We start from the raw sequence: 22,923 nt of genomic DNA, 5'->3' as shown, positions 1-22,923 counted from the left end.
GTCGCGCCCTACTGTTCAAGCATGACCCGGGCATTGATCCTGGTTCGACTGAAACCCCGGCAGCCGGACGGGTCGATGATCGGTGAGAGCCGGCGGACGTGCCATCTCGTGCCGCTGCCGGAAGCCGACGCGATGCCGCGGTTCCTGACCGCGTACTGCGGCCTGCGCATCGTACCTGGGTCCGGGGAAGTGCTGGCAACGCCAGCCGGAATGCCGTGCGAGCCCTGTATGGCGAGCTCGCCGGTGCCGGCGTTCGCGATGCTCCAGCACTTCCGCGGCCGGCTCAGCGGCGGCGGCACCGACCGCTGAGCCGGCTTCAGGCTAGTTCACCAGAAGAAGTGCGAAACCGTCGTGGCCCTTGGCCCCGACGGTTTGCACCATCGTGGCGCTGACCCGCGGTTCGTCGGCCAGCATCCGGCCGAACTCCCGGATCCCGGCGATGCCCGGGTTGTCGTCATCGTCGTGCATCACGCGACCCCCGCGCACCACGTTGTCCACCACGATGATGCTGCCCGGCCGGGTCAGCCGCAGCGCCGAGGTGACGTAGGCGGGGATGTTCGCCTTGTCGGCGTCGACGAAGACCAGGTCGAACGGCCCGGCGCCGTCGTTCTCGAGTTCGGCGAGCCCGTCCAGCGCGGCGCCGACCCGAATGTCCACCCGGTCACCGAGTCCCGCGCGGTCGACGTTCGCGCGGGCGATCTCGGCATGCCGGCCCTCGTACTCCAGGGAGATCAACCGCCCGTCGTCCTGCAGAGCCCTTGCCAGCCAGATCGTGCTGTAGCCACCGAGGGTGCCGATCTCCAGGATCGTGCGCGCGCCCCGGATTCGGGCGAGCAGGTGCAGCAACTTGCCCTCGGTCGGCGAAACAGCCACCGACGGCAGCCCGGCGGCGTCGCTGTCGGCCAGGGCGGCGTCGAGTACGGGGTCGTCGCCGACGACCAGATTGGTGAGATAGCCGTCGACCGCGGTCCAGAGTTCCTCCGTCATGACCCCGTTCTACCCCTCGCGGTCCAGTTCGCGTTCGAACGTGGCGAGCGTGTCAACGAACAGCCGCCGCTGTTCGGGGGTGAGCGGTTCGAGGGCGGTGGTCCACGCCCGCGCGGTGAACGCCAACCACGCCTCGACGGCGGCCGTGCGCCGTGCCGGAATGCTCACGATGGTCCGGCGGCGGTCGTCCGGGTCCTCGGTGCGTTCGAGCATGTCCTGGCGGCTGAGTTCGCCGACCATCAGGCTGACCGTCGCCGGCGCGACCTCCAGGCGTTTGGCCAGCTCGTTGACCGGCATCGGGCCGTCGAGAAGCAGGTAGGAGAACAACGACAGGTGGCGCGGTGCGAGGGCGACCCCGGCGAGCTCGGCCGGCGGGGCGGTGCGTTTGGCCCGCCCGACCAGGCGGGGCAGCAGGAGCAGCACCGTGCGCACCGCGTCCTTGAGGGTCAGGCCGTCCGTTGCCATAGCCAGTCTTCCTACCCGTTCGCGTGTCTCCGGCGGGATCCTACCCCGATCCACTGTGGATCTGTTCCGCGGAAAGAAAAAGCGGCCGCACCACAGGGGTGCGGCCGCCCAGACCTCGATCAACCCCGAGGTTCGAGAACGAACACCGGAATCTGCCGGTCGGTCTTCTTCTGGTAGTCGGCGTAGTCGGGATAGGCCGCGACCGACCGGTCCCACCAGAGGGCCCGCTCGTCCCCGGAGACCTCCCTGGCCCGCATCTCCATCGTGTCGACCCCGTCCCGCACCTCGATATCGGGATTGGCGACAAGGTTGTTGTACCACACGGGATTCTTGGGTGCCCCGCCCAGCGATGCCACGGCGGCGTACACGCCATCGTGCTCCACCTTCATCACCGGGACCTTGCGCACCTTGCCGGACTTGGCTCCCAGCATGGTGAGGATCACGACGGGCATGTCCCGCAGCGTCGTGCCCGAGGTACCCCCCGAGCTCTCGTACTGTTCCACCTGGTCGTTCGCCCAGCTCGACGCGCCTGGCGCGTATTCACCTTCCAATGGCATACCTGTAGTCAACACCAAGTCCCCCGGGCGAGCATGCCGTCACCGGATGCGGTCACGGATCCACTCACCGGCTGGCTTGAGTCGCTCCGGCGTGGTATAGGGCCCGCCCGGGCAGGTCCCGGTCTCGAAGACGGCGCCGGAGCGGAAGTCGTCGGAGAAGTTCCAGTTGGTCCAGCTGATCTGCTTGTCGGCCATCAGGTCGAGGAACCGCTGCGCCATGGCGAAGTCGTTGGCCCCGTCCCCGGAGTAGGTCTGCGTCCCGAACTCGGTGACGAACATCGGCAGACGATCAGCCGCGCGGGACAACGCCCCCAGGTACTCGTCCCGATGCGACGCGGCGTAGAAGTGGAACGTGTACATGATGTTCGAGGCGTTCACCGGGTTGTTGACGACCTCCGACTCGTCGGCCCCGTCGGAAACCCCCAGCGACGACCAGGCGCGCGTACCGACAAGAATCGGCGTCTCCGGGTCGACGGCCCGAATCACCGGGATCAACTCCTCGGCGTAGGACTTGATCCGCGACCACGGCACCCCGTTGGGCTCGTTGGCGATCTCGTAGAGCAGGTTCGTGTTCCCGTTGTGCCGCCGGGCGATCTCGGTGAAGAACGTCTTGGCCCGCTCCAGGTTGTAGTACGGATCGCCGGGGTCGAGCATGTGCCAGTCGACGATCGCGTACATCCCACGGGCCGTGGCCTCGTCGATGATCCCGCTGACCCGGTCGGTGAACCCGGCGGGATCGGTCTCGTACCCGTCCTCCTGGACGTACATGGAGATCCGCAGGACGTCGGCCCCCCAGTCGCCCGACAGCGCGTCCAACGAGGCGTCGTTGACGCACTGCGAGTACCACTGGAGGCCGTGCGTGCTCATCCCACGCAACTGAACGGGCGAGCCGGAGGAGTCACACAGTTTGACCCCACACACCCGAAGCTGTCCCTCGGCGCGCACCTGCGCCGGCTGCGACACCGCGGAGGTGACCGGCGAACTGAGCACCCCCGCCACCAGGACCCCCGCCACCAGAACCCCAACCCGACGCATCACGATGAGTCTCCCTTCGTCCACGCTCAGTACACGGGGTCTAGACCATTCCCCACAACCACCAATCGAAGGTTGACAGCCGTTCACCCCGGTCGCGTCGCGCCCCGGCGGGTCAGCGTGACCGGATGTCCTCGACTACCGCGCAGGTGTCCGGTAGCGGGTCGGTGGCGTTGGCCTGGGTGGCGAGACGGGTGAGCAGTGCCTTGAGCGTCGCGCGGTCCTCGTCGGGGAGGGCGGCGAGGATGTGGTGTTCGGCGTGGCCAAGGCGTTCGGTCAGGCGGGCCAGCAACTCACGGCCCTGGCCGGTGGCGACGATGGTGCGGGTGCGCCGGTCGGTGGGGGCGGGGCGGCGCACGACGAGGCCGGCGCGTTCGAGGTCGTCGAGCAGGTAGGTCATGACGGTGCGGTCGATGCCCAGCCGCTCGCACAGTGCCGACTGGCTGGGGGCCTCGTCGCTCACGGCCGCGGTGAGGACCTGGTAGCCGCGGTGGCCGCCGGGCATGCCGGTCATCACCGCGTCGGTTGCCTTGAGGTAGGCGCGGAAGACCACGCCGAGGGTCCAGCCGAGATCGCCGTCGAGTGCCGCCATGGCGACTATGGTACGCGGCACACAAGAACGTCTGTGCAACAGAACATCTCGTGGCATACTGATCTCATGTCCGACTACGGCCACTCCCTGGAGTTCGGTGTCTTCCTGCCGCCCGCGGCGCAGACCGCCGGCGACGCGCTCACCCTCGCCCGCCTCGCCGACCGGCTCGGTCTCGACCTGGTCAGCGTGCAGGACCACCCGTACCAGGCGAGTTTCCTGGACGCCTGGACCCTGCTGTCGGTCATCGCCGCCGGCACCGACTCGGTGCGGGTGTTCCCGAACGTGGTCAACCTGCCGTTGCGCCCGCCGGCCGTGCTCGCCCGCTCGGCCGCCAGCCTGGACATCCTGTCCGGCGGCCGCGTCGAACTCGGCCTGGGCGCCGGCTCGTTCTGGGACGCGATCGAGGGTATGGGTGGCCCCCGGCGCTCGCCGGCCGAGTCGGTCGCCGCGCTCGAGGAGGCCATCGCCGTCATCCGCGCGCTGTGGGCGCCCGGCCGCCGGGGCGTGCGCCTGGACGGCGAGCACTACCGGCTGGCCGGCGCGCACCCCGGGCCGGCCCCGGCGCACGACATCGGCATCTGGCTGGGCGCCTACAAGAAACGCATGCTGTCGATGACCGGCCGCCTGGCCGACGGCTGGCTGCCCAGCGCGCCCTACGCCCCACCCGAGCAACTGGCCGGCATGAACCAGATCATCGACGACGCCGCCCTGGCCGCCGGTCGGTCCACATCGGACATTCGGCGGCTGTACAACATCACCGGCACGTTCACCGGCCGGGGCAACGACTTCCTGCGCGGCCCGGCGAAGGTCTGGATCGAACAGCTGGCCGAGCTGACCCTGGCGGACGGGGTTTCCAGCTTCATCCTCATGGTCGAACCCGACAGCGACGACGACCTGCGCCGCTTCGCCGAGGAGGTGGCTCCCGGGGTGCGCGAACTGGTCGCCCAGGAACGCGCCCTGGCCACAGCGCCCCCACCGTCGCCTTCGTCGATCGCACCGTCCTCGCCGTCCTCGCCGGCCTCGGTGGTCGAGGTGGGCACGAGCGTGCCGGCCAGGGTCGGCGTCACCCCCACGCCCGACCCCGGTGTTCGGCTGTCCCCGACCCAGCCGTGGGACGAGACGACCCGCCCGGCGGGCCCGGCGGCCGACGAGAACGCCGTGTACACCGACAGTGGTCGGGCCAGCGGCCAGCACCTGATCCAGGTCCACGACCACCTGCGCGACGAGCTGGACCGGGTCAGGTCCCTGGTGTCCCAGGTGGTCGACGGCCGGCTGGACGTCGGGTCGGCCCGGTCGGAGATCAACGAGATGACCATGCGCCAGAACAACTGGACACTGGGCGCGTACTGCGAGAGCTACTGCCGGGTGGTCACCGTGCACCACTCGATCGAGGACCAGTCCCTGTTCCCCCAGCTACGCCACGCCGACCCGCGACTGGGCCCGGTCGTCGACCGCCTGGCCGAGGAACACCGAGTGATCCACGACGTCCTCAACCAGGTCGACACGGCCCTGGTCGCGATGGTGGCCGAGCCGGCCCGCATCGACGAGCTGATCGCGGCGGTGGACCTGCTCACCGACACACTGCTATCCCACCTGTCCTATGAGGAACGCTCCCTGGTCGAACCCCTGGCCAGACTGCCCCTGGGCATCGCCTGACCCCTGACACCTGGCCCGACCCCCGACCCCCGACCGCCGCTGGCCGCTGGCCGGCTGGGTCGCGACCGTTCGACTGCTCGACCACCGGCGGCCGTTTGCTGCGGGCCCGATTGTCGCTGGCTGGGTCGCCGCTGTCCGACTGCCCGACCGCGCTGTCGCGGTTGGCGGATTGCCGCCGCCAGCCACGGATGTTCGGTAGCTGGTGGGTCGTTGGAGCCGGGTGGGTCGTGGGGGAGGGGTGTGTTCGCGGTGGGAGTCGTTGGGCTTTTTGGGGGTGTGTCTCACCCTTTTGGCGCACGACAGTCGTAGGGGCGGCGCGTTAGAGTTGGCCACCTTCGTGAAGGGGACACGGTGGTGCACGAAGCTGATCATCCTGGCCTGGGGCAGGGGTGGGGGCGGCTCGTGCCACGGCGGTGGCAGGTGTGGTCGCTCTCTCGTCCGATTCTGTTCTATGTGCTAGCTGTGGAGATCGTGGCTGTTGTCGCGGTCGTCGCCGCGGCGAACGCGGGGGACGTCACGCGGCGGGACGTGGTGTGGCTGGCCGTTCTGATGGTGGCGGCGTTGGTTTATCAGGAGGCCATCCGGTCCATTGATCGGGTGCGTGACGTTGCGGTGGCGGGATCGTCGTACACGCATTTGTTGTCGGTGTGGGTGTTCGCGAGTGTGTTGCTGTTACCGCCGGTGTTGACGGCTGTGTTGGTCGTTTTCGGCTATCTGCACGCTTATCTGCGCATTTACTGGCGGCGGGTGTTGTTCTACCGCAAGGTGTTCTCGGCGGCGACTGTGTTGATCGCGAGCGTTGGTGCGCATGTGTTGCTCGCGGTGATGTATCCCGGGCAGGGACATTCGTACGTGGAGGCCCTGGAAGGCCCGGTCGGGTTGGCGGCGCTGGTAGCGGCGGCGGTCGTGTATCGGCTGGTGAACTACGGGTTGGTGCTCACGGTCATCCTGGTCACGAACCTGGACCGGCCGGCGCGGGCGGCGCTCGGTAACGCGAGTGATCACCTGATGCTCAGTGGCGGCGTCGCGTTGGGGTGCGGGGTGGCGATGGTGATGACCATCGAACCGTGGCTGATGCCGATCCTGATGTTGACCGTGCTCGGGCTGCACATGGGATTGCTGGTGCCACAGTTCCGCGAAGCCAGCCGCAACGATCAGAAAACCGGTTTGTTCAACGCGTCGTTCTGGTCGAAACAGGTGTCCGACGAGATGGACCACGCCCGCCGCCTCGACGGCACCATGGCGATCCTGGTCGTCGACCTCGACCACTTCAAACGGGTCAACGACCGGAACGGGCACCTCGCCGGCGACCTCGTGCTCCGCGCCGTCGCCGAGGCGATCAAGAAGTCGGTGCGCACCCACGACATCGTCGGCCGCTACGGAGGTGAGGAGTTCGCCGTGGTCCTGCCCGGCGTCACCACCAACGGTGTCCTCCCCGCCGCCGAACGCATCCGCGACGCGATCGCGCAGGTACGGGTCGCTGTCACCGACCTGAACGGTGTCGAGCGGGTCATCGCCGGCCTGACCGCGTCGGTCGGAGCGGCGGTGTTCCCCGACCACGGCACCGACCGCAACTCCCTGCTGCTGACCGCCGACGCCGCCCTCTACGAGGCGAAAGATGCCGGTCGGGACCGCACCAGGCTCGCCGGCCGCACGATCCGCGTGCCCTCCGCCAGACTTCCCGCCACCCCCGTCCCCGGCGACCACCTTCGGCACTGAGCCACCTCATCGAAGACCCAAGGAATCAAACTCATCCGCCCCGGCTGATCAAGCCCGCGTGCCCACACAGCGGCCCGACGCCGATGGGGTTGAGGCACAGGCACCCGGGCACGGTCGCGGCAAGAGACAGCGGCTGCTCAAGCCATCGCGGAGATCCATCAGCCGGAAGCCACGACGGACGTTGCGCCGGAAGCCACGACGGACGTTGCGGCGGAGGTCGCGCCAGGAAGCCACGCGGAGGTACGGCGGGAGGCCGCGCGGGTGGCTGTAGTGGGTGGTTGTGGCGGGGTGGCGGCGGCGGGAGCGGTGCCCGGGAGGTTGCGCAGGAGACGCGGCGGGAGGTCGCGGCGGAGGTTGTTGTGGGTGGCTGTGGCGCGAGGTTGTGGTGGGGAGCGGTGGTCGGGAGGTTGTGCAGGGGGTTGCGGCGGGAGTGTCGCGGGTGGAGGTGGTTGTGATGGGAGGTTGCGCGGAAGGTGGAGTGGGTGGCTGTGGCGGGAACCGGTGTGGGTGGTTGTGCGGTGGTGCGCGGGAGGTTGCGACAGAGCCCCGACCGGACAGAGCCGCAGTGAGGCGAGATGTCAATGTCTTCCCGGCCCCCCGGCCCCCCGGCCCCCCGGCCCCCCGGCCCCCCGGCCCCCCGGCCCCCCGGCCCCCCGGCCCTGAACCCTGAACAAACCCGCTACAGGAGACGTTTGTGGTAGATGCGGTAGTCGCAGGGGGTGGCCAGGAGAGGGGCCAGGTGGGGGTAGTCCTCGTCGAACCTGGTGGTGTGGGTCAGGTGGTAGCCGGTGCGGGTGTACCAGTGGGCGAGGGCTTCCTTGGCGGGGTGGGTCCAGGTTTGGGGGACCAGGAGTTCCAGGCGCATGTGGTGGCGGCCGGCGGCTTCGGCCTGGGCCTCCGCGTGGTCGATCAGGGCTGTGGCGATGCCTTTGCCCTGGTGTTCGGGGGCGGTGGCGAGCAGGCTGAACGAGCTGACGTCCTCGGTCAGGTGTTGGAGGCGCAGACACGCCACGACCTCGCTGTCGAGGGTGGCGACCACCAGCTCACCGGCACGGGTCAGGGCGGAGAGTTCGTCGACGGTGGTTCTCGCTGCGCCGTCCTGCCAGAGGCCGGCCTCGGCCTGGGCGTACACCTTGTTGACCATCGCGCAGAGCGGGGTCAGGGTGTCGAGGTCGGTGGCCTGGGCCGGGGGTAGCGGCTGGACGCGCAGGTCTGGGGTCATGCGGTGTAGAACTCCTTGAGGACGGGGGCCAGCGCCGCCGGCTTCACCATGTGGTTCTGGCCCGGCAGGGTGCGGTAGGTGGCGTTGGGCATGGCCTTGGCCATGGCCTCGACACCGGTGCGCATCCATCCTGAGCTCTTGCCGCCGTCGATCACCAGGGTGGGCATGGTGGCCGTGGACCAGCGGTCGGCCGGCGGGCGGTTGCCCTGTTGCAGGCCGCGCATCAGGGTGAAGTCGTAGCGCAGGGTGGGGGCCACGGCCTTCAGGCGCGACCACGCCGGCATGAGGCGCATCATGGCGATCGCGAAGCCGGGGACCTGGACCGCGCGCATGAACGACTTCACCGCGTCGCCGTTGCGACCGGAGTCGACCAGCGAGGTGATGCGTTCCAGGCTGTCGGCGGGCAGCGGTTCGCGGTCCCGGTCGTCGACGATCAGCGGCGGCTCGTAGATCGCGAGACGCGGAGTGCCGATGCCCCGGGCGGCGGCGTCGGCGGCCAACACCGCGCCGGAGGAGATTCCGTACAGGTACGGGGAACCGCCGGCCTCCTTGGCGAGCGCGGCGAGGTCCTCGACCTCGCGCTCGATGGAGATCTCCGAGCCGGCGTCGCTCTCGCCCCGGCCGCGACGGTCGTAGAGGTAGACCGTGAAGCTGTCGGCGAGCTCGGCGGCCAGCGGACGGGCCGGGCCGCTGTCGCGGTAGCACATGGCGCCGTCGACCAGGATCAGCGCGGGGCCGGAACCGGTGCTCTCGTAGGCGATGCGGGTGCCGTCGGCGGAGGTGAGGTAGCTGGTCATCGGGAGTTTTCCTTTCCGGACAGGAGGTTGTCGAACCACGCGCGCCACACCTTCTCGGCGACCCTGCGCTCGTCCTCGGTGTAGTCGGCGGAGAACATGCTGTGGCAGGCGATGATCGAGCCACCGAAGCCCTGCATGAACCGGTAGATGGCCTCCGGGGTGCGCAGGCCGAGGGTCTGCTCGTTGACGAAGTACACCTCGCCGGTCTCGGTCGGCCCGGTCGGGCCGGTCAGCACGAGCGGGTCGCCGGCCCGCACCTGCTCGGACAGGCCAAGCCTGTCGCGCAGGGCGTGCCAGGTGGCCGGCCAGTCGGTGATCGACGGGCCGAACACGGTCAGCGGCAGCGCGGTGCGACCGGGGAAGTGCAGCAGGCACTGGAGCAGCGTGGAGAAGAACATCTCGAAACCCAGGCGCATCGCCTCGAACTCGTCGTTCCAGTCGTCGCCGGGCAGGAAACCGCTGGTGGCCATGCGCAGTACGGTGCTTGACCGGTCGCGGCCCTCGATCAGGAACTCGTAGGCGACGAACCGGCCGTCCGGCCCCGGTTCGTTGGCGTAGGCCAGCCGGCGCATCGGCTCCCACTCGCTGATCCGGTACGTGGGCCGGAAGTCGCCGAAGGACTGGCGCACGGTGGCGGTCGCCTCGTCGACGTCGTTGCGGCCCATGAACCAGGAGTCGATGCCGGGTCCGGTGGCGATGGCCTGCCACACCTGCTCGGGGTCGGCCGGAACCTCGATCCGGTCTGTCTGGTTGAACTCGTGTCCCATCGTTCAGCTCTCGGTGTCGATCTTGGGGTGGACGGCGACGAGCAGCCGGTGCGCACGGCCGCCGACCGTGGACTCGTCGTGGTACTTGGCGACCAGGGTGGTCACGGCCTGGCCGAGTTCCTCGGCGAAGGCCGCCCGGTCGGCGGCGTTGGCGAACCGGACCTCACCGTCGAGCGCGAAGGTCGCCACCCGTTTCTGGGCCTTGGTCGCGCCGGAGATGAGCATGCCGACGTCACGCACGAGCCGGGCACCGAGCGCGAGCAGCCAACGGGCGGAAAGCCGGTCGGGAGCACGGTCCGGGTTGGGCGCGACCGCCGACAGTGCCGACGGCGAGATGACGTAGGAGAACGCCGTGGCGCGTAAGACCCGCTCGGTGACGTTGCCCTTGCGGCGCTCCTCGACCAGCTCGACCAGGCCGTGCTGCTCAAGGGTGCGCAGGTGGTAGTTCACCTTCTGCCGGGGGAGACCGACGCGGTTGGCCAGGGTGGTGGCCGAGTTGGGCTCGGCCAGCTCCGCGAGGAGCCTGGCGCGGGTCGGGTCCAGGGAGACCTCGGCCGTTGCCGGGTCTTCGATCACTGCCACGTCGAACATGGGACCAGCTTCTCGCCGACAGGAGAAATTGTCAAGACAAAAATAGTCGTCGGTGTCAGACTGTCGCCGTGCCAGTGAAGCGCAGTGCCGGGATCCTGCTGTACCGCCGGGCCGAGGACGGGATCGAGGTCCTGCTCGGCCACATGGGCGGGCCCTTCTGGGCGCGCAAGGACGCCGCCGCCTGGACCATGCCCAAGGGCGAGTACCCGCCGGAGGAGCCGCCGGAAACCGCCGCCCGCCGGGAGTTCACCGAGGAACTCGGCCTGCCGGTGCCGCCCGGCGACTGGGTGCCGCTGGGCGAGGTGCGCCAGTCCGGCAAGACGGTCACCGCCTGGGCGCTGGCCGGCGACCTCGACCCGGACACCGTCGTACCCGGGACCTTCGAGATGGAGTGGCCGCCGCGCTCCGGCCGCACCCAGGAGTTCCCCGAACTGGACCGGGTGGCGTGGTTCCCGCTGGCCGAGGCCACCGAGAAGATCGTCAAGGGCCAGCGCGACTTCCTCGATCGGCTGGCCGGAATGACCTGAGGACCCCTAGCCGGCGATCGGGGCGATCGTCGCGTCGGCCAGCGTCGCCAGGTCGGTCGGCGACAGTTCGATCTCCAGGCCACGGCGCCCGGCACTGCAGAAGATCGTCTCGAACGCCGTCGCCGACGAGTCGATGACGACCGGCAGGCGCTTGCGATGACCCAGCGGGGCGATGCCGCCGGCCACGTACCCGGTCGCCCGCTCGGCCGCCGCGACCTCGGCCATCTTCGCCCGCTTGCCCCCGGCCGCCGCCGCCAGGGCCTTGAGGTCGAGCTGGCCGGAGACCGGGACGACACCGATCGTCAACACGCCGTCGACCTCGGCGACCAGCGTCTTGAACACCCGCTCCGCCGGCAGCCCGAGGACCTCGCTGGCCTCCGTGCCGAACGAGGCCGCCCTCGGGTCGTGCGCGTACTCGTGCACCTGGTGCGGGACACGCTGCCTGGTCAGCAGCACGATCGCCGGAGTTCCCCTACCTGCCACGGAGGTGAACCTAGCTGCCCGGCGGCTGCGGGTACACGGCCGGATCGCCCTGCCGCAGCCACACCTGCGGCGTGTCGATCGGCAGGAACGACCGGTCGCCGCCCGGTTCCCGGGTGTCCGGGACGGCGTCCCCGCCCGGCAGGTGCATGATGAAGTTCACCGGTGTGGTGTCGTCGGCCAGCGGGATCTCGTACACCGCCCAGCCGTCCTCGATCCGGGTCACGGGCCACGGATCGTCCCAGGTCACCTGGTCGATCACCGACTGGTCCAGCGCGTCGCCCCACAGGTGCAGGCCCCACTCGCCGTAGTCGCCGGCCGGGCGGTGGTAGCGCACGGTCGCCGTCGCCGCCGGGGGACCGGCGTAGCGGACCGTGCGGACCGCCGAGGACACCCCGCCGGCCAGCAGCGCGCGGTAGGCCACCGGCGTGCCGGGAGCCAGGTCCAGCGCCGACAGGTCGTCGAACACGGTGTACGCGGGCGAGGTGTCGTCGCTGCCCACGGCCGTCCACGCCCCGCCGGCCACACTGCGCTCGAACCGCACGACGTGGGTGCCGCGCTCGGGATCGGCCACCGCCCGGACCTCGACCGTGCCCCGCACACCGCCGCCCTCGGCCGGCGCCTCGATCGTCAGCGCCGGGGCGGGCACGGTGGCCCGGACCGGTGCGGCGGCCCGGGTGTGCCCGGCGTTGTCCAGCACGACCGCGCGGTACTCGACCGGCGTCCCCGGCGCCGCACCGGACACGTCGTGGAACACCCGGTACGGCGCGTTGTCGTCGGTGCCGACCGGCTGCCAGCGGCCGCCGCCGACCCTGGCCTCGAAGCTCACCTCGTACAGCGACGAGCCGCGCACGTCGGCCGTGACCTCCAGCCGCCCGCGGGACTCGGCGGCCGGAACGGGCGGGGCCAGCGAGATCCGGGGCGCGCCGGCCGAGCGCGGGATCCGGCCGTTGAGGCCGTAGACCACGGTCGACAGCGCCGGAACGGTCACCGTCAGCGTGCCGTCACGGCTGGTCGACAGGCGGCCGGAACCGGTGCCGTACACGAGCTTGTAGGACTTGCCGGCGGTGTAGGTGGGGATCGCGACGGTCTTCGGGGCCTCGCTGTTGTTCAGCGCCACCACGTACTCGCGGCCGCGCGCCCGGTCGGTACGGGAGAACGCGTAGACGCCCGACTCCGCCGAGGACAGCCGGTGCTGCTGGACGCCGTCACGCAGCGCGGGATGCGCGGCGGTCACCTCGGCCAGGCGGCTGATCGACCGGTACAGCGGGTGCCGCCGGTCGTAGTTGTCGCCGGCGTGGGTGGCGTCCGTGCCGAGCAGGTCGTCGTCGAGGTACTCGGGGACCCGCGAGGCGAACAGGGTCTGCCGGGCGTCCTGGTCGCCGCCGGGGCCGGTGAAGCCCTGCTCGTCGCCGTAGTAGATCACCGGGTTGCCGCGCGCGAAGTACATCAGCTCGTGCCCGAGACGGTCCCGCGACACCCACTCGGCGTCGCCCTGACCAGGGTTGTCGGCGACCACGAACCCGCCGAAGCGGCCCATGTCGTGGTTGCCGAGGAAGGTCGGCAGGCTGTAGACGTTCGAGTCGGCGTCGGTGTACCAGTCGTCGCCGGTGAAGAACTCGCCGAGCGCGTCGGTCGGTCCGCCACGGGACGCGAAGGTCCGGGCGGCGTCCTGGAACGGGAAGTCCAGCACGGCCTGCATCCGGCCGGCCGTGGTGAAGTGCGAGGTGTAGTCCTTCGTCGTGTCGAACACCTCGCCGAACATGAAGAACTCGCGTTTGCCCTGCTCACGGGCGAACCGCAGCACCCGGGGCCCGAACTCGGTCCAGAACGCGTCGTCGACGTGCTTCATCGTGTCGATCCGGAAACCGTCGATGCCGAAGTCGGCGATCCACCGCTCGTAGATCTCGGCCATCCCGTCGACCACGCGCGGGTTCTCGGTGAACAGGTCGTCCAGGCCGAAGAAGTCGCCGTACTGGGAGTCCTCGCCGGTGAAGGTCGTGTCGCCCCGGTTGTGGTACAGCGTCACGTCGTTGAGCCAGGCCGGCACCTTCAGGTCCCGCTCATCGGGGTCGAGCACCGGCGTGTACGGGAACGAGGTCGCCGGGTCGAGCGCCGGGAACGCGCCCTCGACGTCGCGGTCGTCGAACACCTCACCGCTGGCCGTCCGGTACGGCGAGACGTCCTTGCTGGTGTAGGGCCTGCGCGCGCCCTGGGCGTAGCCGATGACGTCGGCGGTGTGGTTGGTGATGATGTCGAAGTAGACCTTCATGCCGCGCTCGTGCGCGTCGTCGACCAGCGCGGCGAGCTCGGCGTTGCTGCCCAGGTGCGGGTCGATCCGGGTGAAGTCGGTGATCCAGTAGCCGTGGTAGCCGGCCGACGGGCCGTCCTCCGGCTGCACCGGCTTGTTGGTGAAGCTGGGCGTCAGCCAGATCGACGTGGTGCCCAGGCCCTGGATGTAGTCGAGCCGCTCGCGCAGGCCGGCGAGGTCACCGCCGTTGTAGAAGCCCTTCTTCGTGGGGTCGAAGCCGGAGACCAGCGGGTCGTCGGCCAGGCCACCTCGGTCGTTGCCGGGGTCGCCGTTGGCGAACCGGTCGGCCATGACGAAGTAGAAGTTCTCGTCGGTGACCGGCCCGCGTAGCGAGTGCAGTGCCCGGGGGCCGTCGCCGGCGGTCGCGGTGGTCGCGGTCGTCGTCAGGCCGGCGACGACCAGCGGGACCAGCAGCGCGGCTGCGGCGCGGCGGACGGACATGCTGCCTCCAGGGGTGCGGCCGGAAGCGGAACCCTAACGGCTCACGCGCCGCCTCTGCGACGGCCAACCAGCGCAACCCCGGGAGGTCAGGTGAGCTTTTTGGACATCGACACCGCCCGCTCGTGGTAGCCGGCGGTGGCGTAGAGCCGGCGGGCGGTGTCGTTGCCGGCGAAGACGTTCAGGCCCAGCTCGGTGACCCCGTCGGCGGCCAGCGCCGCCTCCAGCGCGGTGAGTGTCGCCCGGCCGAGGCCCCGGCCCCGGTGGGCCTGGTCGACCTCGATGGCGAACAGCCAGGCCGTGGCCGGGTCGCCGGGCCGGTCGGGGTGCGGGCCGACCCAGACCGAGCCGACCGTGACGCCGTCCGCCTCGGCGATCCACAGCCGGTGGCCGGGCCCGGGCCGACCGTCGGGGAAGGCGGCGGCCAGGTGCTCCTCGGCCTTGGCCCGCGCCACGTCGGCGGTCTCACCAGCGCGGATCCGCTGGGCGAGGTAGTCATCGGCGGTGGCGGTGAACCAGTCACCGAACTCGTCGTCGGTCATGGCGCGCAGTACCACGGTCATGACGTCGAGTATGCGGGGAAGAAACCGGGGCGGGCGGCGGTTGCCCAGGAACGTGAGCGACGTACCTCTTTCCGTGCTGGAGCTGGCCCCGCTGGCGAAGAACGCGACCGCCACCGAGGCGCTGGCGGCGACCACCGCGCTCGCCCGGCGCGTCGAGGAACTGGGCTATCGCCGGATCTGGGTGGCCGAGCACCACAACATGCCCTCCATCGCCAGCTCGTCGCCGGCCGTCCTGATCGCGCACCTGGCCGCGGCGACCTCGACGATCCGGGTCGGGTCCGGCGGGGTGATGCTGCCCAACCACGCGCCGCTGGTGGTCGCCGAGCAGTTCGGCACACTGGAGGCGCTGCACCCGGGACGGATCGACCTGGGCATCGGCCGCGCGCCCGGCACCGACCAGCGCACCGCGCTGGCCCTTCGGCGCACGATGGCCGGGCTGTCCGCCGAGGGCTTCCCCCAGGAACTGGCCGACCTGATCGGCTACTTCGAGGGCGGCGACGGTCAGATCGTCGCGGTCCCCGGCCGGGGCAACGAGCCGGCGATCTGGCTGCTGGGCTCGTCCGGGTTCTCCGCGCAGCTCGCCGGGCTGCTGGGCCTTCCGTTCTCCTTCGCCCACCACTTCAGCTCGGCGAACACCGTGCCGGCGCTGGAGCTGTACCGGTCGAACTTCCGGCCGTCACGCTGGCTGGGGCGGCCCTACGCGACGATCGCGGTCAACGCCATCTGCGCGGACACCGACGAGCAGGCCCGGTACCTGTCCGGTCCGGCGTCGCTGGCGTTCCTCAAGCTGCGCACCGGCAAACCGGAGGCGCTGGTGAGCCCGGAGGAGGCCGCCGCCTACCCGTACACCGACCAGGAGCGCGCGTTCGCCGAGGACCGGTTCGCCGACCAGGCCGTCGGGTCGCCGGAGACCGTCCGCACCCAGCTGCGCGGGCTGCTGGACCGGACCGGTGCCGACGAGCTGATGCTGACCACGATGGTCTACGACGTGCACGACCGGATCCGGTCGTTCGAGCTGATCGCGGAGAAGGTCGCCGCCGGCCTGGCCGGGCGGTAACCGAACCGCCGGTGATCCCCCTCTCCCGCGATCACCGGCGGCACGAGGCCACGGTGGCTCGGACCGCTCGTCGGGAAGCAGGTTGACGGTGACACCGACAACGCGGGCAAGGATGGTTACCCGCGGCTCGGATTCGTCGGCATCACCGCCGCCCCGGCTCCCCGATCCGCAGTCAGAACCACCGCGGCCGAACGATTCGTACACCTCGACCCTCGGCGCACTGCAAGGTGCGTAACCGGCCAACTGGGGGGTATGTGACCCCTGACCAGGCCTTGGGCGCAGGGATTCACTCGTTCGGCGTAATGTACGTCATGGTGGCCGGACGAACACGGAACGAAGTCGGTCCGGCAGACTGGTGCTCGACCTTGGGCGGTGGGGGTGACCTTGAGCGACGAAAGCCTTCCGTACCGACACGGCATCCACGAGGCGATGGGTGCCCTGTCCGGCCAGTGGGTGACCGCCGTACTGGCCTCGCTGACCGCGCGGCCGATGACGTACTCGAAGCTGCTCGAACACATCAACCGGACCGAGGAACGCCTCGGCTGGGTCACCCACGAGCGGCCGCTGCGGCAGAAGGTGCTGACCGACACCCTGCACCGCATGCAGCGTGACGGCCTGGTCGTGAAGATCGACCGGCCGAGCACCTTCGGCTCGACCTGGTACCAGCTGACCCCGATGGGTCGCTCCCTGCTGCGTGCCCTGCTGCCGCTGGCCAAGTGGGCCGAGGACCATCGCGGCGAGCTGAGCCGGGCCCGCGCCGCCCACGCCGCCGGCAAACCGGCCGACGGCGTCAGCCCCGATAGCCGTTGAGGTCCCCGACCGCCGCCACGATCATCTGCACCTGGTCGCGCCCCGAGTCCTTGGCGACGAACAGCGCGTCGTCGGCGGCCAGCAGCACGTCCTGCAGGTCCGGCCCGAACTTCGGGTAGACCGCGAGCCCGATCGACACGGTCAGCCCGCACACCACCTCACCGCCCGGCTCGGCGACCGGAACCCGCAGCTCACGGACCCGCTCGCAGATGCGCTCGCCGATCCCGCGCAGCGTGTCCGGTGTGACCTCCGGGCAGAGCACCACGAACTCCTCGCCGCCCCAGCGGCCGACCACGTCGTAGCGCCGCGCGCAGCCGGTCAGCGTGTCCGCCACCGCCTGCAGGACCCGGTCGCCGACCAGGTGGCCGTGGGTGTCGTTGACCGACTTGAAGTGGTCGAGGTCGACCATCAGCACGCCGACCTGGGTGTCGTCGCGTTCCGCGCGCCGGACCTCGGCCGAGGCCATGTTCGTCCAGGCGGTGGCGTTGGCCAGGCCGGTCTTCTGGTCGGTGGAGGCCGCCTCCTCCAGTTGGCGCATCAGCACCGACCGGTGCAGCACCAGCAGCACCGGGATGATCAGCAGCGCCCACGCGGGGTGGATGTCGATCAGCAGCGCGGTGATCGCGCCCAGGCAGATGGTGCCGTACTCCAGCGCCGCTTCCTTGCCGGTGCCCAACGCCCGCCGCAGCATGAACTTCCGCTCGTGCAGGGTGATCGCGGTGGCCACCAGACCCAGGTTGACCAGCGAGTACGCCACGATCGCGAGCGCGACGGCGGCGACCACGGCCGGATTTCCCCACAGTGCCTTGTCCGCCGGGGTGGTCAGGTCGCGGATGGCCGAGGCGCTGTAGGCGGCGAGCACCACCGTCGAGGCGGTGAAGACCAGGCGGTAGGCGCGCACGCTGCGCACCCGGTACCAGCTGCGCCAGAACAGGTGCAGGTAGAGCGCGCAGGTCACCATCGGCACCAGCACCGCCGGCAGCATCAGGATCGCGGAGAAGGTCCACACCGAGGTCAGGTTCACGTGCGGCGTGTCGTTGAAGCGCCGGCGTACCCGCTCGACGTGCCTGGTCATCTCGCCCATGGCGAGGCCGAGGCAGACGATCACCGCGAGCGTGGTCAGATCGGCGACGTCGATCGACGCGCGCAGGGCCTGGAACACCGTCAGCCCCACAGCGGCGGCTTCCACGAACAGCAGGAGGACGATCACCCTCGCCGGTTCCCGCCACATTGACCAGCGGGTCGGCAACCTGGACCGCTGATCAGTGGAAAGGGATGCTGGGGTGCGCGATCGGGGGGCCTGCGACTGGTCGGTCCCTCCCGGTGGTAGCCCGGCGGAAAGCTCCGTGGGAGGAGGTGTTCGTGGTGGCGAGTTGGGACTGGTGACCTCTGTGTGTTGACTCATCTGTCCGTTGCCGTACTCGGCGGTAGGAGGTGTGCGCGGTGGCGAGCTGGGATTGGTGAGCGGTGGTTTCTCGGTGGTTCTCGCTGGTGAGGGAGGTGTTCGTGGTGCGTAGCTGGGACTGGTGACTTCGGACTGTTGATTGTCGTCCCTGGCGTGTGCGACCGGTGTGGGGAGAGGAGGTGTTCGCGGTGGCGAGTTGGGACTGGTGAGCGCGGTGCGTGGCCGAAGTCGTGCGGTGATCCCACGGAAGGGCGGTGTGCGTGATGTCGCGTAGCTGGGATTGGTGAGCGGTGGTTCGTCGGAGGTTGTCGCTGGTGAGGGAGGTGTTCGTGGTGCGTAGCTGGGACTGGTGAGTCCGTGGTTGTCGGTGTCTTTTCTGGCGTGGGGAGGTGTGCGCGGTGCGGAGTTGGGACTGGTGAGTGCTGGTTCGTCGGAGTTGGTCGACGTGGAGGGAGGTGCGCTCGATGCGTAGCTGGGACTGGTGAGCGCGGGTTGTCCGGTGGTTGTGGCTGGTGAGGGAGGTGTGTCCGGTGCGGAGTTGGGACTGGTGAGCGTGCGTGGTTCGGAAGTCGTCGCTGGTTGAGGAGGTGTTCGGGTTGCGGAGTTGGGACTGGTGACCTCGGTGGGGTCCGTACGTGGGTTGGGGGTTTGTTCGTGGAGAGGTGGTGTGCGAGATGTCGCGTAGCTGGGACTGGTGACAGTGACATCAGCATCGTGATCAGCGCCGTGATCAGCGCCGTCGGTCTCGCGCCCGTCCGGGTCGTCGACCCGGGTGCGGGCGCGAAGCCACGGCGCGCCGATCAGCGCGCTCAGCGCGATACCCGCCACGCCACCGACGGTGACGGCGAGTACCGGACTGGTCATGTCAGCGAGTATGCCGGCACCGAGGACCGCGACTCCCTGGGAGGACAGCACCCCGGCGCCGGCCAACCCGGACGCGGCCCCCCGGTGCCGGTCCGGCACGGCGAGCACGAACGCGGCCTGGGCCAACACCAGGTACGCCGTCGCGAACACGCCGGACACCGCCCACAGTGCGGTGACCAGCGGCAACGGCGGTCCGAACAGGCACAGCGCCAGCGGTACCCCGGCGGCGAGTGCGAAGGGGCCGATCGCCTGGTCGCGCCGGTGCTCGCGGACGCGGGCGACCAGCCAGCCGCCGGCGATGCTGCCGATCGGGATCGCCGCCATCAGCAGGCCGACGGCCGCGACCGGGGCGCCGAGGTCCCTGGCGTAGGGCGCGGCCAGCGCCTCCGGGACGATGAACAGCCCGGCCAGCCAGGACAGTGCGGTCAGCGCGCGCAGTCGCGGGTCGTGCCAGATCAACCTCGCCGCGCCGACCGACCGTTCGGTACCGTTGCCGCGTGCGGCCGGCCGGTGTGCCACGCCGGTCGTCAGCACGAGCGCCGCGACAAGGAACGTCACCGCGTTGAGCCCGAGCGCGAGCTGCGGCTCCATCATCGCCACCAGGGCGCCGCCGCCGAGGAAGCCGGCGACCTGCGCCGACTGGTTGGTGACCGTGCGCAGCGCGAGCCCGGCGACGAACCGAGGGCCGGACAGGATCGTCGGCAGCAGTGCCTGCTGCGCGGCCTTGAACGGCGCCCCGCCGAGCGTCAGCAGGAACACCAGCGCCATCAGCACCGGTAGGGGCAGGGTGGGAACCGCCATCAGTCCGGCGCAGCCGGCGCGCGCCAGGTCGACGGTGACCATCAGTTCGCGGCGGGGGAACCGGTCGGCCAGTCCGCCGAGCAGTACCCCGCCGAGCAGAGCGGGAAGGAACGTCAGCGCGTAGGTCAGCGCGGTCAGCCCGGCGGAGTCGGTCTGGGAGAAGACCAGGACGGCCAAACCGACCCTGGCCAGCTGGTCCCCGGCGACCGACAGGACCTCCGCCGACCAGAGCGCGCGGAACTCGGGGACCGCGAGCACGTCGCGAAACCCAGCCCCACCCATCCGTTCGCCTCGCTCCTGACGCCAACAGGCCGCACTCCGCGCGGCCTGTGATCCTGACATTAAGGCCACGTCAGCCCTGGATCACGGTCATGCCGGTTGTCTACCCGAATGGCCCATCCGGGTGACGAAGGGTAGTGGGAGATGCGCGATAAATCTGGCCAGCGGCTGTCAGGTTTCCCCGGCAGGGTGACCCTCATGACGATGAACGACAAGGTCGCACTGGTCGCGGGCGCCACCAGGGCGGCGGGCCGGGCGATCGCCGTGGAACTCGGCCGCCTCGGGATGACCGTGTACGTGACCGGCCGAACCACCCGCGACCAACGCTCCGAGATGAACCGCCCCGAAACCATCGAGGAGACCGGCGAACTGGTCACCGCCGCCGGCGGCACCGGCATCGCGGTCCGCGTCGACCACCTCGAACCCGACCAGGTGCGGACCCTCGTCGAACGGATCGACCGCGAACACGGCCGGCTCGACGTGCTCGTCAACGACGTGTGGGGCGGCGACGTGTACCTGGATCTGGGCAAGCGGCCGCTGTGGGAACAGTCGCTCGAAGGCGGGCTGCGGATGCTGCGGCTCGGGGTCGAGACCCACGCGGTCACCAGTTACCACGCGTTGCCGCTGCTGATCCGGCGGCCAGGAGGCTTGGTGATCGAGATGACCGACGGGACCAGCGAGTCGAACGCGCGGTACCGGGCGGACGCGGGGTTGTTCTACGACCTGGTCAAGGTGTCGGTGCAGCGGATGGCGTTGGCCCAGTCGGAGGAACTGCGGGAGTTCGGTGGCGTGGCGGTGGCGTTGACTCCCGGCTGGCTGCGCTCGGAGGCGATGCTGGAGGGATTCGGGGTGACGGAGGAGAACTGGCGGGATGCCACCGCCGAGCATCCACATTTCGTGATCTCGGAGTCGCCGGTGTTCGTGGGGCGGGCGGCGGCGGCGTTGGCGGCGGACCCGGAGGTGGCGAGGTTCTCGGGGAAGTCGGTGTCCTCGGGGGAGTTGGCCGGGGTTTACGGGTTCACCGATGTTGATGGCAGCCGGCCGGATGCCTGGCGGTACATCGCTGAGGTGGAGTCCGTCGGTCGGCCCGCGGACGCTACTGGTTATCGGTGAGGTGTTCCGTTTCCGGCGCGGTGGTGTCCTCGGCGTGGGTGCTGTTGGCGGCGGCGACGGCCTTTCCTGTTCGTGCCAAAGCCTCCCGGAGGGAGCGGGGGGCGATGACTTCCACCTCGGCTCCCAGTCCGATCAGTTGGGACAGGGCCACGTGTTCGGATTCCACCGCCAGTTCGATCTCGCACCAGTCGGGGTTGTTCTCCGTGCCGGCCGTTGCCCGGGTGGCGGCTTCGTGGTCGGTCACGCCGGGGAGGATTCGGCGGCCTCGGGGGCTGATGCGGAGACGAACTCGTTCGCGGAGCAGCGATTGTTCGAAGCGGGTTGAGGTTTCGTTCCACCAGGTGACCAGGTCGAACGGCGGGCGGGTGAAGGGATCGCCCAGGTCGGCGGACAGGATTCGGGTTACCCGGTAGGTGCGCGGGGTTTCCGCGGCGGGGGCGGGCAGGGCGATGAGGTACCAGACGCCCGCCTTGACCACCAGGCCAAGGGGCTCCAACGTCCGGTCCACTGACCGGTCGGGGCGGCCGTAGCGGACGTGCACCTGCCGGGTCTCGGCGACGGCGGAGGCGATCGTTGCCAGGTGGCCGGTTTCCTCGGGGCGGTGGAACCAGCCGGGTGCGTCGAGGTGGAAGCGGTCGCCGATCTGTTGGGCGTAGTCGCGCAGTGACGCGGGCAGCGTGGCGAGGACCTTGGCCCTGGCGCCGGTCAACGCCGATCCCAGGCCCAGCTCGGCGAGGACCTCGGGGACGTCGAGGGCGAAGATCGCGGCTGCTTCGTGGCTGGTGAGGCCGTCGAGTCGGGTGCGCCAGCCGTCCATCAGGCGGATGCCGCCGGCGCGTCCCTGTTCTGTCCACAGTGGTACGCCGGCTTGTTCCAGGGAGGCGATGTCGCGGTAGACGGTTCGTTCGGACACGGCCAGGGCGTCGGCGAGTTCGGCGGCCGTCGCCCGGCGGCGTTGTTGCAGCAGGAACAGGAGGGTGACCAGACGTTCGGCGCGCACGATCCGATTCTGCGTTCACCAGTACGGCGGTCGGCAACGCCCCCTCGTCCTGGCACACTGGAACGATCCGGTTGGTGGTTCGCGGGCGGCGCCGGGGCCTGGTCCGCGCTGATCGTCACCGTGTGCGCAAAAGAGCTGGTCAAGGGCGGGTTCCGACCCGGTTCGACCCTGCTCTGAATCGATAAGGAAGGTGGTTCAGGATGCCGAGGGAGACGCCACGAATCACCGGACCCCAGCTCACCACAATCATGGACGACGCCGTCCGCGTCCTGACCGACCGCCTGCCGGACGAGGTCCCGGCCGACATCACCCGCGTCGTCTACGAGGTGACCACCGAGTTGGTTTCGACGGTCAACGATCCCCAGCGGCTCTCGACGATGCTGCGGCTGCGCGCCACCGCGCGACTCAGCGCCCTGTCCGGAAATCCCGTGCCCATTCGGCGCGTCTGACCATCGAAGCGATTAATCAAGGGCGGCGGGCCAGGTCATGGTGACCGTTGTCCCGTGTTCCGTGGGGGTGATGACGGCTGTTTTCGTCAGGCCGCGTATTAACGGCAATCCGCGACCCCGAGATCCCGGATTAATCGGCGGTGGTTTCCAGGTCCCATAATCCGTCACCGTGACCGTTACCTGCCCCCGGGCGTCATCACGAACCGCGCGCAGATCGAGAACGCCTTCCACGTGATCCGCATACGCGTGCTCAACACTGTTCGCCATGGCCTCGTAACTGGCGAGCGTCAGGGCTTCGCGGTCCTCCGCCGCCAGGCCGCACTCCTGGGCCCATTCGGTCAGTGCGTGGCGCAGTGCCGTGAGTCGGGCGGCCGAGGCCGGTACCCGGAAATGAAGGTCGCCGTCCTGGACGTCGTCGAGCTGTTGTTGCCCCGCGTTCAC

At 69.9% G+C, this 22,923-nt stretch carries 23 protein-coding genes; 8 read left to right on the top strand and 15 right to left on the bottom strand.

Going from position 1 to position 22,923, the window contains the following annotated elements; genetic code table 11:
• The first annotated feature begins 21 nt into the window (after positions 1-21).
• Positions 22-309, top strand: coding sequence for a hypothetical protein (locus tag BLA60_RS36725; protein ID WP_075137680.1), 288 nt, complete (start codon positions 22-24; stop codon positions 307-309).
• A gap of 12 nt (positions 310-321) precedes the next feature.
• On the opposite strand, the gene BLA60_RS36720 is transcribed toward BLA60_RS36725, so the two are convergent.
• The 5 genes from BLA60_RS36720 to BLA60_RS36700 form a co-directional block, all read right to left on the bottom strand.
• On the bottom strand, positions 322-987 hold the full coding sequence (locus BLA60_RS36720; RefSeq protein WP_075137679.1) for an O-methyltransferase: 666 nt from the start codon (positions 985-987) through the stop codon (positions 322-324).
• A 9-nt stretch (positions 988-996) separates the two neighbouring features.
• Positions 997-1,452 (bottom strand): MarR family winged helix-turn-helix transcriptional regulator, encoded by a 456-nt coding sequence (locus BLA60_RS36715; RefSeq protein WP_075137678.1) that lies wholly within the window; start codon positions 1,450-1,452, stop codon positions 997-999.
• 119 nt (positions 1,453-1,571) lie between these two features.
• A complete protein-coding gene (locus BLA60_RS36710) occupies positions 1,572-2,009 on the bottom strand; it encodes a nitroreductase family deazaflavin-dependent oxidoreductase (RefSeq protein WP_075137677.1) in 438 nt (145 codons plus the stop codon).
• A gap of 39 nt (positions 2,010-2,048) precedes the next feature.
• Positions 2,049-3,044, bottom strand: a complete 996-nt coding sequence (locus BLA60_RS36705) for a glycoside hydrolase family 5 protein (protein WP_075137676.1) — start codon at positions 3,042-3,044, stop codon at positions 2,049-2,051.
• Between the two features lie 112 nt (positions 3,045-3,156).
• Complete coding sequence (locus BLA60_RS36700) at positions 3,157-3,633, bottom strand: MarR family winged helix-turn-helix transcriptional regulator (RefSeq protein ID WP_075137675.1); 477 nt, start codon at positions 3,631-3,633, stop codon at positions 3,157-3,159.
• 66 nt (positions 3,634-3,699) lie between these two features.
• On the opposite strand from BLA60_RS36700, the gene BLA60_RS36695 reads away from it, so the two are divergent.
• Together BLA60_RS36695 and BLA60_RS36690 are read left to right on the top strand one after the other, a co-directional pair.
• The gene (locus BLA60_RS36695) at positions 3,700-5,289 is read left to right on the top strand and encodes an LLM class flavin-dependent oxidoreductase (protein ID WP_075137674.1); all 1,590 of its coding nucleotides are present in this window, start codon (positions 3,700-3,702) and stop codon (positions 5,287-5,289) included.
• 471 nt (positions 5,290-5,760) lie between these two features.
• Positions 5,761-7,008, top strand: a complete 1,248-nt coding sequence (locus BLA60_RS36690) for a GGDEF domain-containing protein (protein WP_154814853.1) — start codon at positions 5,761-5,763, stop codon at positions 7,006-7,008.
• Positions 7,009-7,687: 679 nt separating this feature from the next.
• Here BLA60_RS36690 and BLA60_RS36685 read toward each other — a convergent pair.
• Genes BLA60_RS36685 through BLA60_RS36670 form a run of 4 tightly spaced genes read right to left on the bottom strand, consistent with a single transcriptional unit; the run spans position 7,688 to position 10,385 of the window.
• Complete coding sequence (locus BLA60_RS36685; protein WP_084735873.1) at positions 7,688-8,230, bottom strand: GNAT family N-acetyltransferase; 543 nt, start codon at positions 8,228-8,230, stop codon at positions 7,688-7,690.
• On the bottom strand, positions 8,227-9,027 hold the full coding sequence (locus tag BLA60_RS36680) for an alpha/beta fold hydrolase (protein WP_075137673.1): 801 nt from the start codon (positions 9,025-9,027) through the stop codon (positions 8,227-8,229). Before BLA60_RS36680 ends, BLA60_RS36685 begins: the two co-directional genes overlap by 4 nt.
• The gene (locus BLA60_RS36675; protein WP_075137672.1) at positions 9,024-9,794 is read right to left on the bottom strand and encodes an SRPBCC family protein; all 771 of its coding nucleotides are present in this window, start codon (positions 9,792-9,794) and stop codon (positions 9,024-9,026) included. The genes BLA60_RS36680 and BLA60_RS36675 overlap by 4 nt, the downstream gene beginning before the upstream one ends.
• A 3-nt stretch (positions 9,795-9,797) precedes the next feature.
• A complete protein-coding gene (locus BLA60_RS36670; RefSeq protein WP_211288978.1) occupies positions 9,798-10,385 on the bottom strand; it encodes an ArsR/SmtB family transcription factor in 588 nt (195 codons plus the stop codon).
• Positions 10,386-10,453: 68 nt separating this feature from the next.
• On the opposite strand from BLA60_RS36670, the gene BLA60_RS36665 reads away from it, so the two are divergent.
• Entirely contained in the window at positions 10,454-10,912 is a 459-nt protein-coding gene (locus BLA60_RS36665; protein WP_075137671.1) for an NUDIX hydrolase, read from the top strand.
• Between the two features lie 6 nt (positions 10,913-10,918).
• Here the strand turns inward: BLA60_RS36665 and ybaK are convergent, their stop codons facing one another.
• The 3 genes from ybaK to BLA60_RS36650 form a co-directional block, all read right to left on the bottom strand.
• Entirely contained in the window at positions 10,919-11,395 is a 477-nt protein-coding gene (gene ybaK, locus BLA60_RS36660) for a Cys-tRNA(Pro) deacylase (RefSeq protein WP_075137670.1), read from the bottom strand.
• A 10-nt stretch (positions 11,396-11,405) separates the two neighbouring features.
• On the bottom strand, positions 11,406-14,144 hold the full coding sequence (locus BLA60_RS36655) for an alpha-amylase family glycosyl hydrolase (protein ID WP_075137669.1): 2,739 nt from the start codon (positions 14,142-14,144) through the stop codon (positions 11,406-11,408).
• 86 nt (positions 14,145-14,230) lie between these two features.
• Positions 14,231-14,704 carry a GNAT family N-acetyltransferase gene (locus BLA60_RS36650; protein ID WP_075137668.1) on the bottom strand — a complete coding sequence of 158 codons (474 nt, stop codon included), beginning with the start codon at positions 14,702-14,704 and terminating at the stop codon, positions 14,231-14,233.
• A 10-nt stretch (positions 14,705-14,714) separates the two neighbouring features.
• Here BLA60_RS36650 and BLA60_RS36645 point away from each other — a divergent pair, with 10 nt between their 5' ends.
• Entirely contained in the window at positions 14,715-15,761 is a 1,047-nt protein-coding gene (locus BLA60_RS36645) for an LLM class flavin-dependent oxidoreductase (protein ID WP_075137667.1), read from the top strand.
• Between the two features lie 384 nt (positions 15,762-16,145).
• The gene (locus BLA60_RS36640; RefSeq protein ID WP_154814852.1) at positions 16,146-16,571 is read left to right on the top strand and encodes a winged helix-turn-helix transcriptional regulator; all 426 of its coding nucleotides are present in this window, start codon (positions 16,146-16,148) and stop codon (positions 16,569-16,571) included.
• Here BLA60_RS36640 and BLA60_RS44445 read toward each other — a convergent pair.
• Positions 16,552-19,899, bottom strand: coding sequence for an MFS transporter (locus tag BLA60_RS44445; protein WP_075137665.1), 3,348 nt, complete (start codon positions 19,897-19,899; stop codon positions 16,552-16,554). The genes BLA60_RS36640 and BLA60_RS44445 overlap by 20 nt on opposite strands.
• A gap of 225 nt (positions 19,900-20,124) precedes the next feature.
• On the opposite strand from BLA60_RS44445, the gene BLA60_RS36630 reads away from it, so the two are divergent.
• A complete protein-coding gene (locus BLA60_RS36630; protein ID WP_075137706.1) occupies positions 20,125-21,033 on the top strand; it encodes an SDR family oxidoreductase in 909 nt (302 codons plus the stop codon).
• On the opposite strand, the gene BLA60_RS36625 is transcribed toward BLA60_RS36630, so the two are convergent.
• On the bottom strand, positions 21,017-22,033 hold the full coding sequence (locus tag BLA60_RS36625) for a helix-turn-helix transcriptional regulator (protein ID WP_075137664.1): 1,017 nt from the start codon (positions 22,031-22,033) through the stop codon (positions 21,017-21,019). The genes BLA60_RS36630 and BLA60_RS36625 overlap by 17 nt on opposite strands.
• A gap of 200 nt (positions 22,034-22,233) precedes the next feature.
• Here BLA60_RS36625 and BLA60_RS36620 point away from each other — a divergent pair, with 200 nt between their 5' ends.
• Positions 22,234-22,482 (top strand): hypothetical protein, encoded by a 249-nt coding sequence (locus tag BLA60_RS36620; protein WP_154814850.1) that lies wholly within the window; start codon positions 22,234-22,236, stop codon positions 22,480-22,482.
• A gap of 12 nt (positions 22,483-22,494) precedes the next feature.
• Here BLA60_RS36620 and BLA60_RS36615 read toward each other — a convergent pair whose 3' ends face one another.
• Positions 22,495-22,923, bottom strand: coding sequence for an ATP-binding protein (locus tag BLA60_RS36615; protein WP_075137662.1), 429 nt, complete (start codon positions 22,921-22,923; stop codon positions 22,495-22,497).

The sequence above is a fragment of the Actinophytocola xinjiangensis genome, from assembly GCF_001921215.1.
Taxonomy (GTDB): Bacteria; Actinomycetota; Actinomycetes; order Mycobacteriales; family Pseudonocardiaceae; genus Actinophytocola; species Actinophytocola xinjiangensis.
The sequence above is the reverse complement of the archived record's forward strand: the minus strand, read 5'-3'. Positions and strand labels throughout refer to the sequence as shown.

Coding starts and splice junctions, on each gene's coding strand:
- BLA60_RS36655 (WP_075137669.1), bottom strand. CDS start 14,144: ATGTCCGTCCGCCGCGCCGCAGCCGCGCTGCTGGTCCCGCTGGTCGTC.
- BLA60_RS36685 (WP_084735873.1), bottom strand. CDS start 8,230: ATGACCCCAGACCTGCGCGTCCAGCCGCTACCCCCGGCCCAGGCCACC.
- BLA60_RS36650 (WP_075137668.1), bottom strand. CDS start 14,704: ATGACCGTGGTACTGCGCGCCATGACCGACGACGAGTTCGGTGACTGG.
- BLA60_RS36715 (WP_075137678.1), bottom strand. CDS start 1,452: ATGGCAACGGACGGCCTGACCCTCAAGGACGCGGTGCGCACGGTGCTG.
- BLA60_RS36680 (WP_075137673.1), bottom strand. CDS start 9,027: ATGACCAGCTACCTCACCTCCGCCGACGGCACCCGCATCGCCTACGAG.
- BLA60_RS36675 (WP_075137672.1), bottom strand. CDS start 9,794: ATGGGACACGAGTTCAACCAGACAGACCGGATCGAGGTTCCGGCCGAC.
- BLA60_RS36725 (WP_075137680.1), top strand. CDS start 22: ATGACCCGGGCATTGATCCTGGTTCGACTGAAACCCCGGCAGCCGGAC.
- BLA60_RS36720 (WP_075137679.1), bottom strand. CDS start 987: ATGACGGAGGAACTCTGGACCGCGGTCGACGGCTATCTCACCAATCTG.
- BLA60_RS36695 (WP_075137674.1), top strand. CDS start 3,700: ATGTCCGACTACGGCCACTCCCTGGAGTTCGGTGTCTTCCTGCCGCCC.
- BLA60_RS36705 (WP_075137676.1), bottom strand. CDS start 3,044: ATGCGTCGGGTTGGGGTTCTGGTGGCGGGGGTCCTGGTGGCGGGGGTG.
- BLA60_RS36630 (WP_075137706.1), top strand. CDS start 20,125: ATGAACGACAAGGTCGCACTGGTCGCGGGCGCCACCAGGGCGGCGGGC.
- BLA60_RS36645 (WP_075137667.1), top strand. CDS start 14,715: ATGCGGGGAAGAAACCGGGGCGGGCGGCGGTTGCCCAGGAACGTGAGC.
- BLA60_RS36670 (WP_211288978.1), bottom strand. CDS start 10,385: ATGTTCGACGTGGCAGTGATCGAAGACCCGGCAACGGCCGAGGTCTCC.
- BLA60_RS36620 (WP_154814850.1), top strand. CDS start 22,234: ATGCCGAGGGAGACGCCACGAATCACCGGACCCCAGCTCACCACAATC.
- BLA60_RS36710 (WP_075137677.1), bottom strand. CDS start 2,009: ATGCCATTGGAAGGTGAATACGCGCCAGGCGCGTCGAGCTGGGCGAAC.
- BLA60_RS36700 (WP_075137675.1), bottom strand. CDS start 3,633: ATGGCGGCACTCGACGGCGATCTCGGCTGGACCCTCGGCGTGGTCTTC.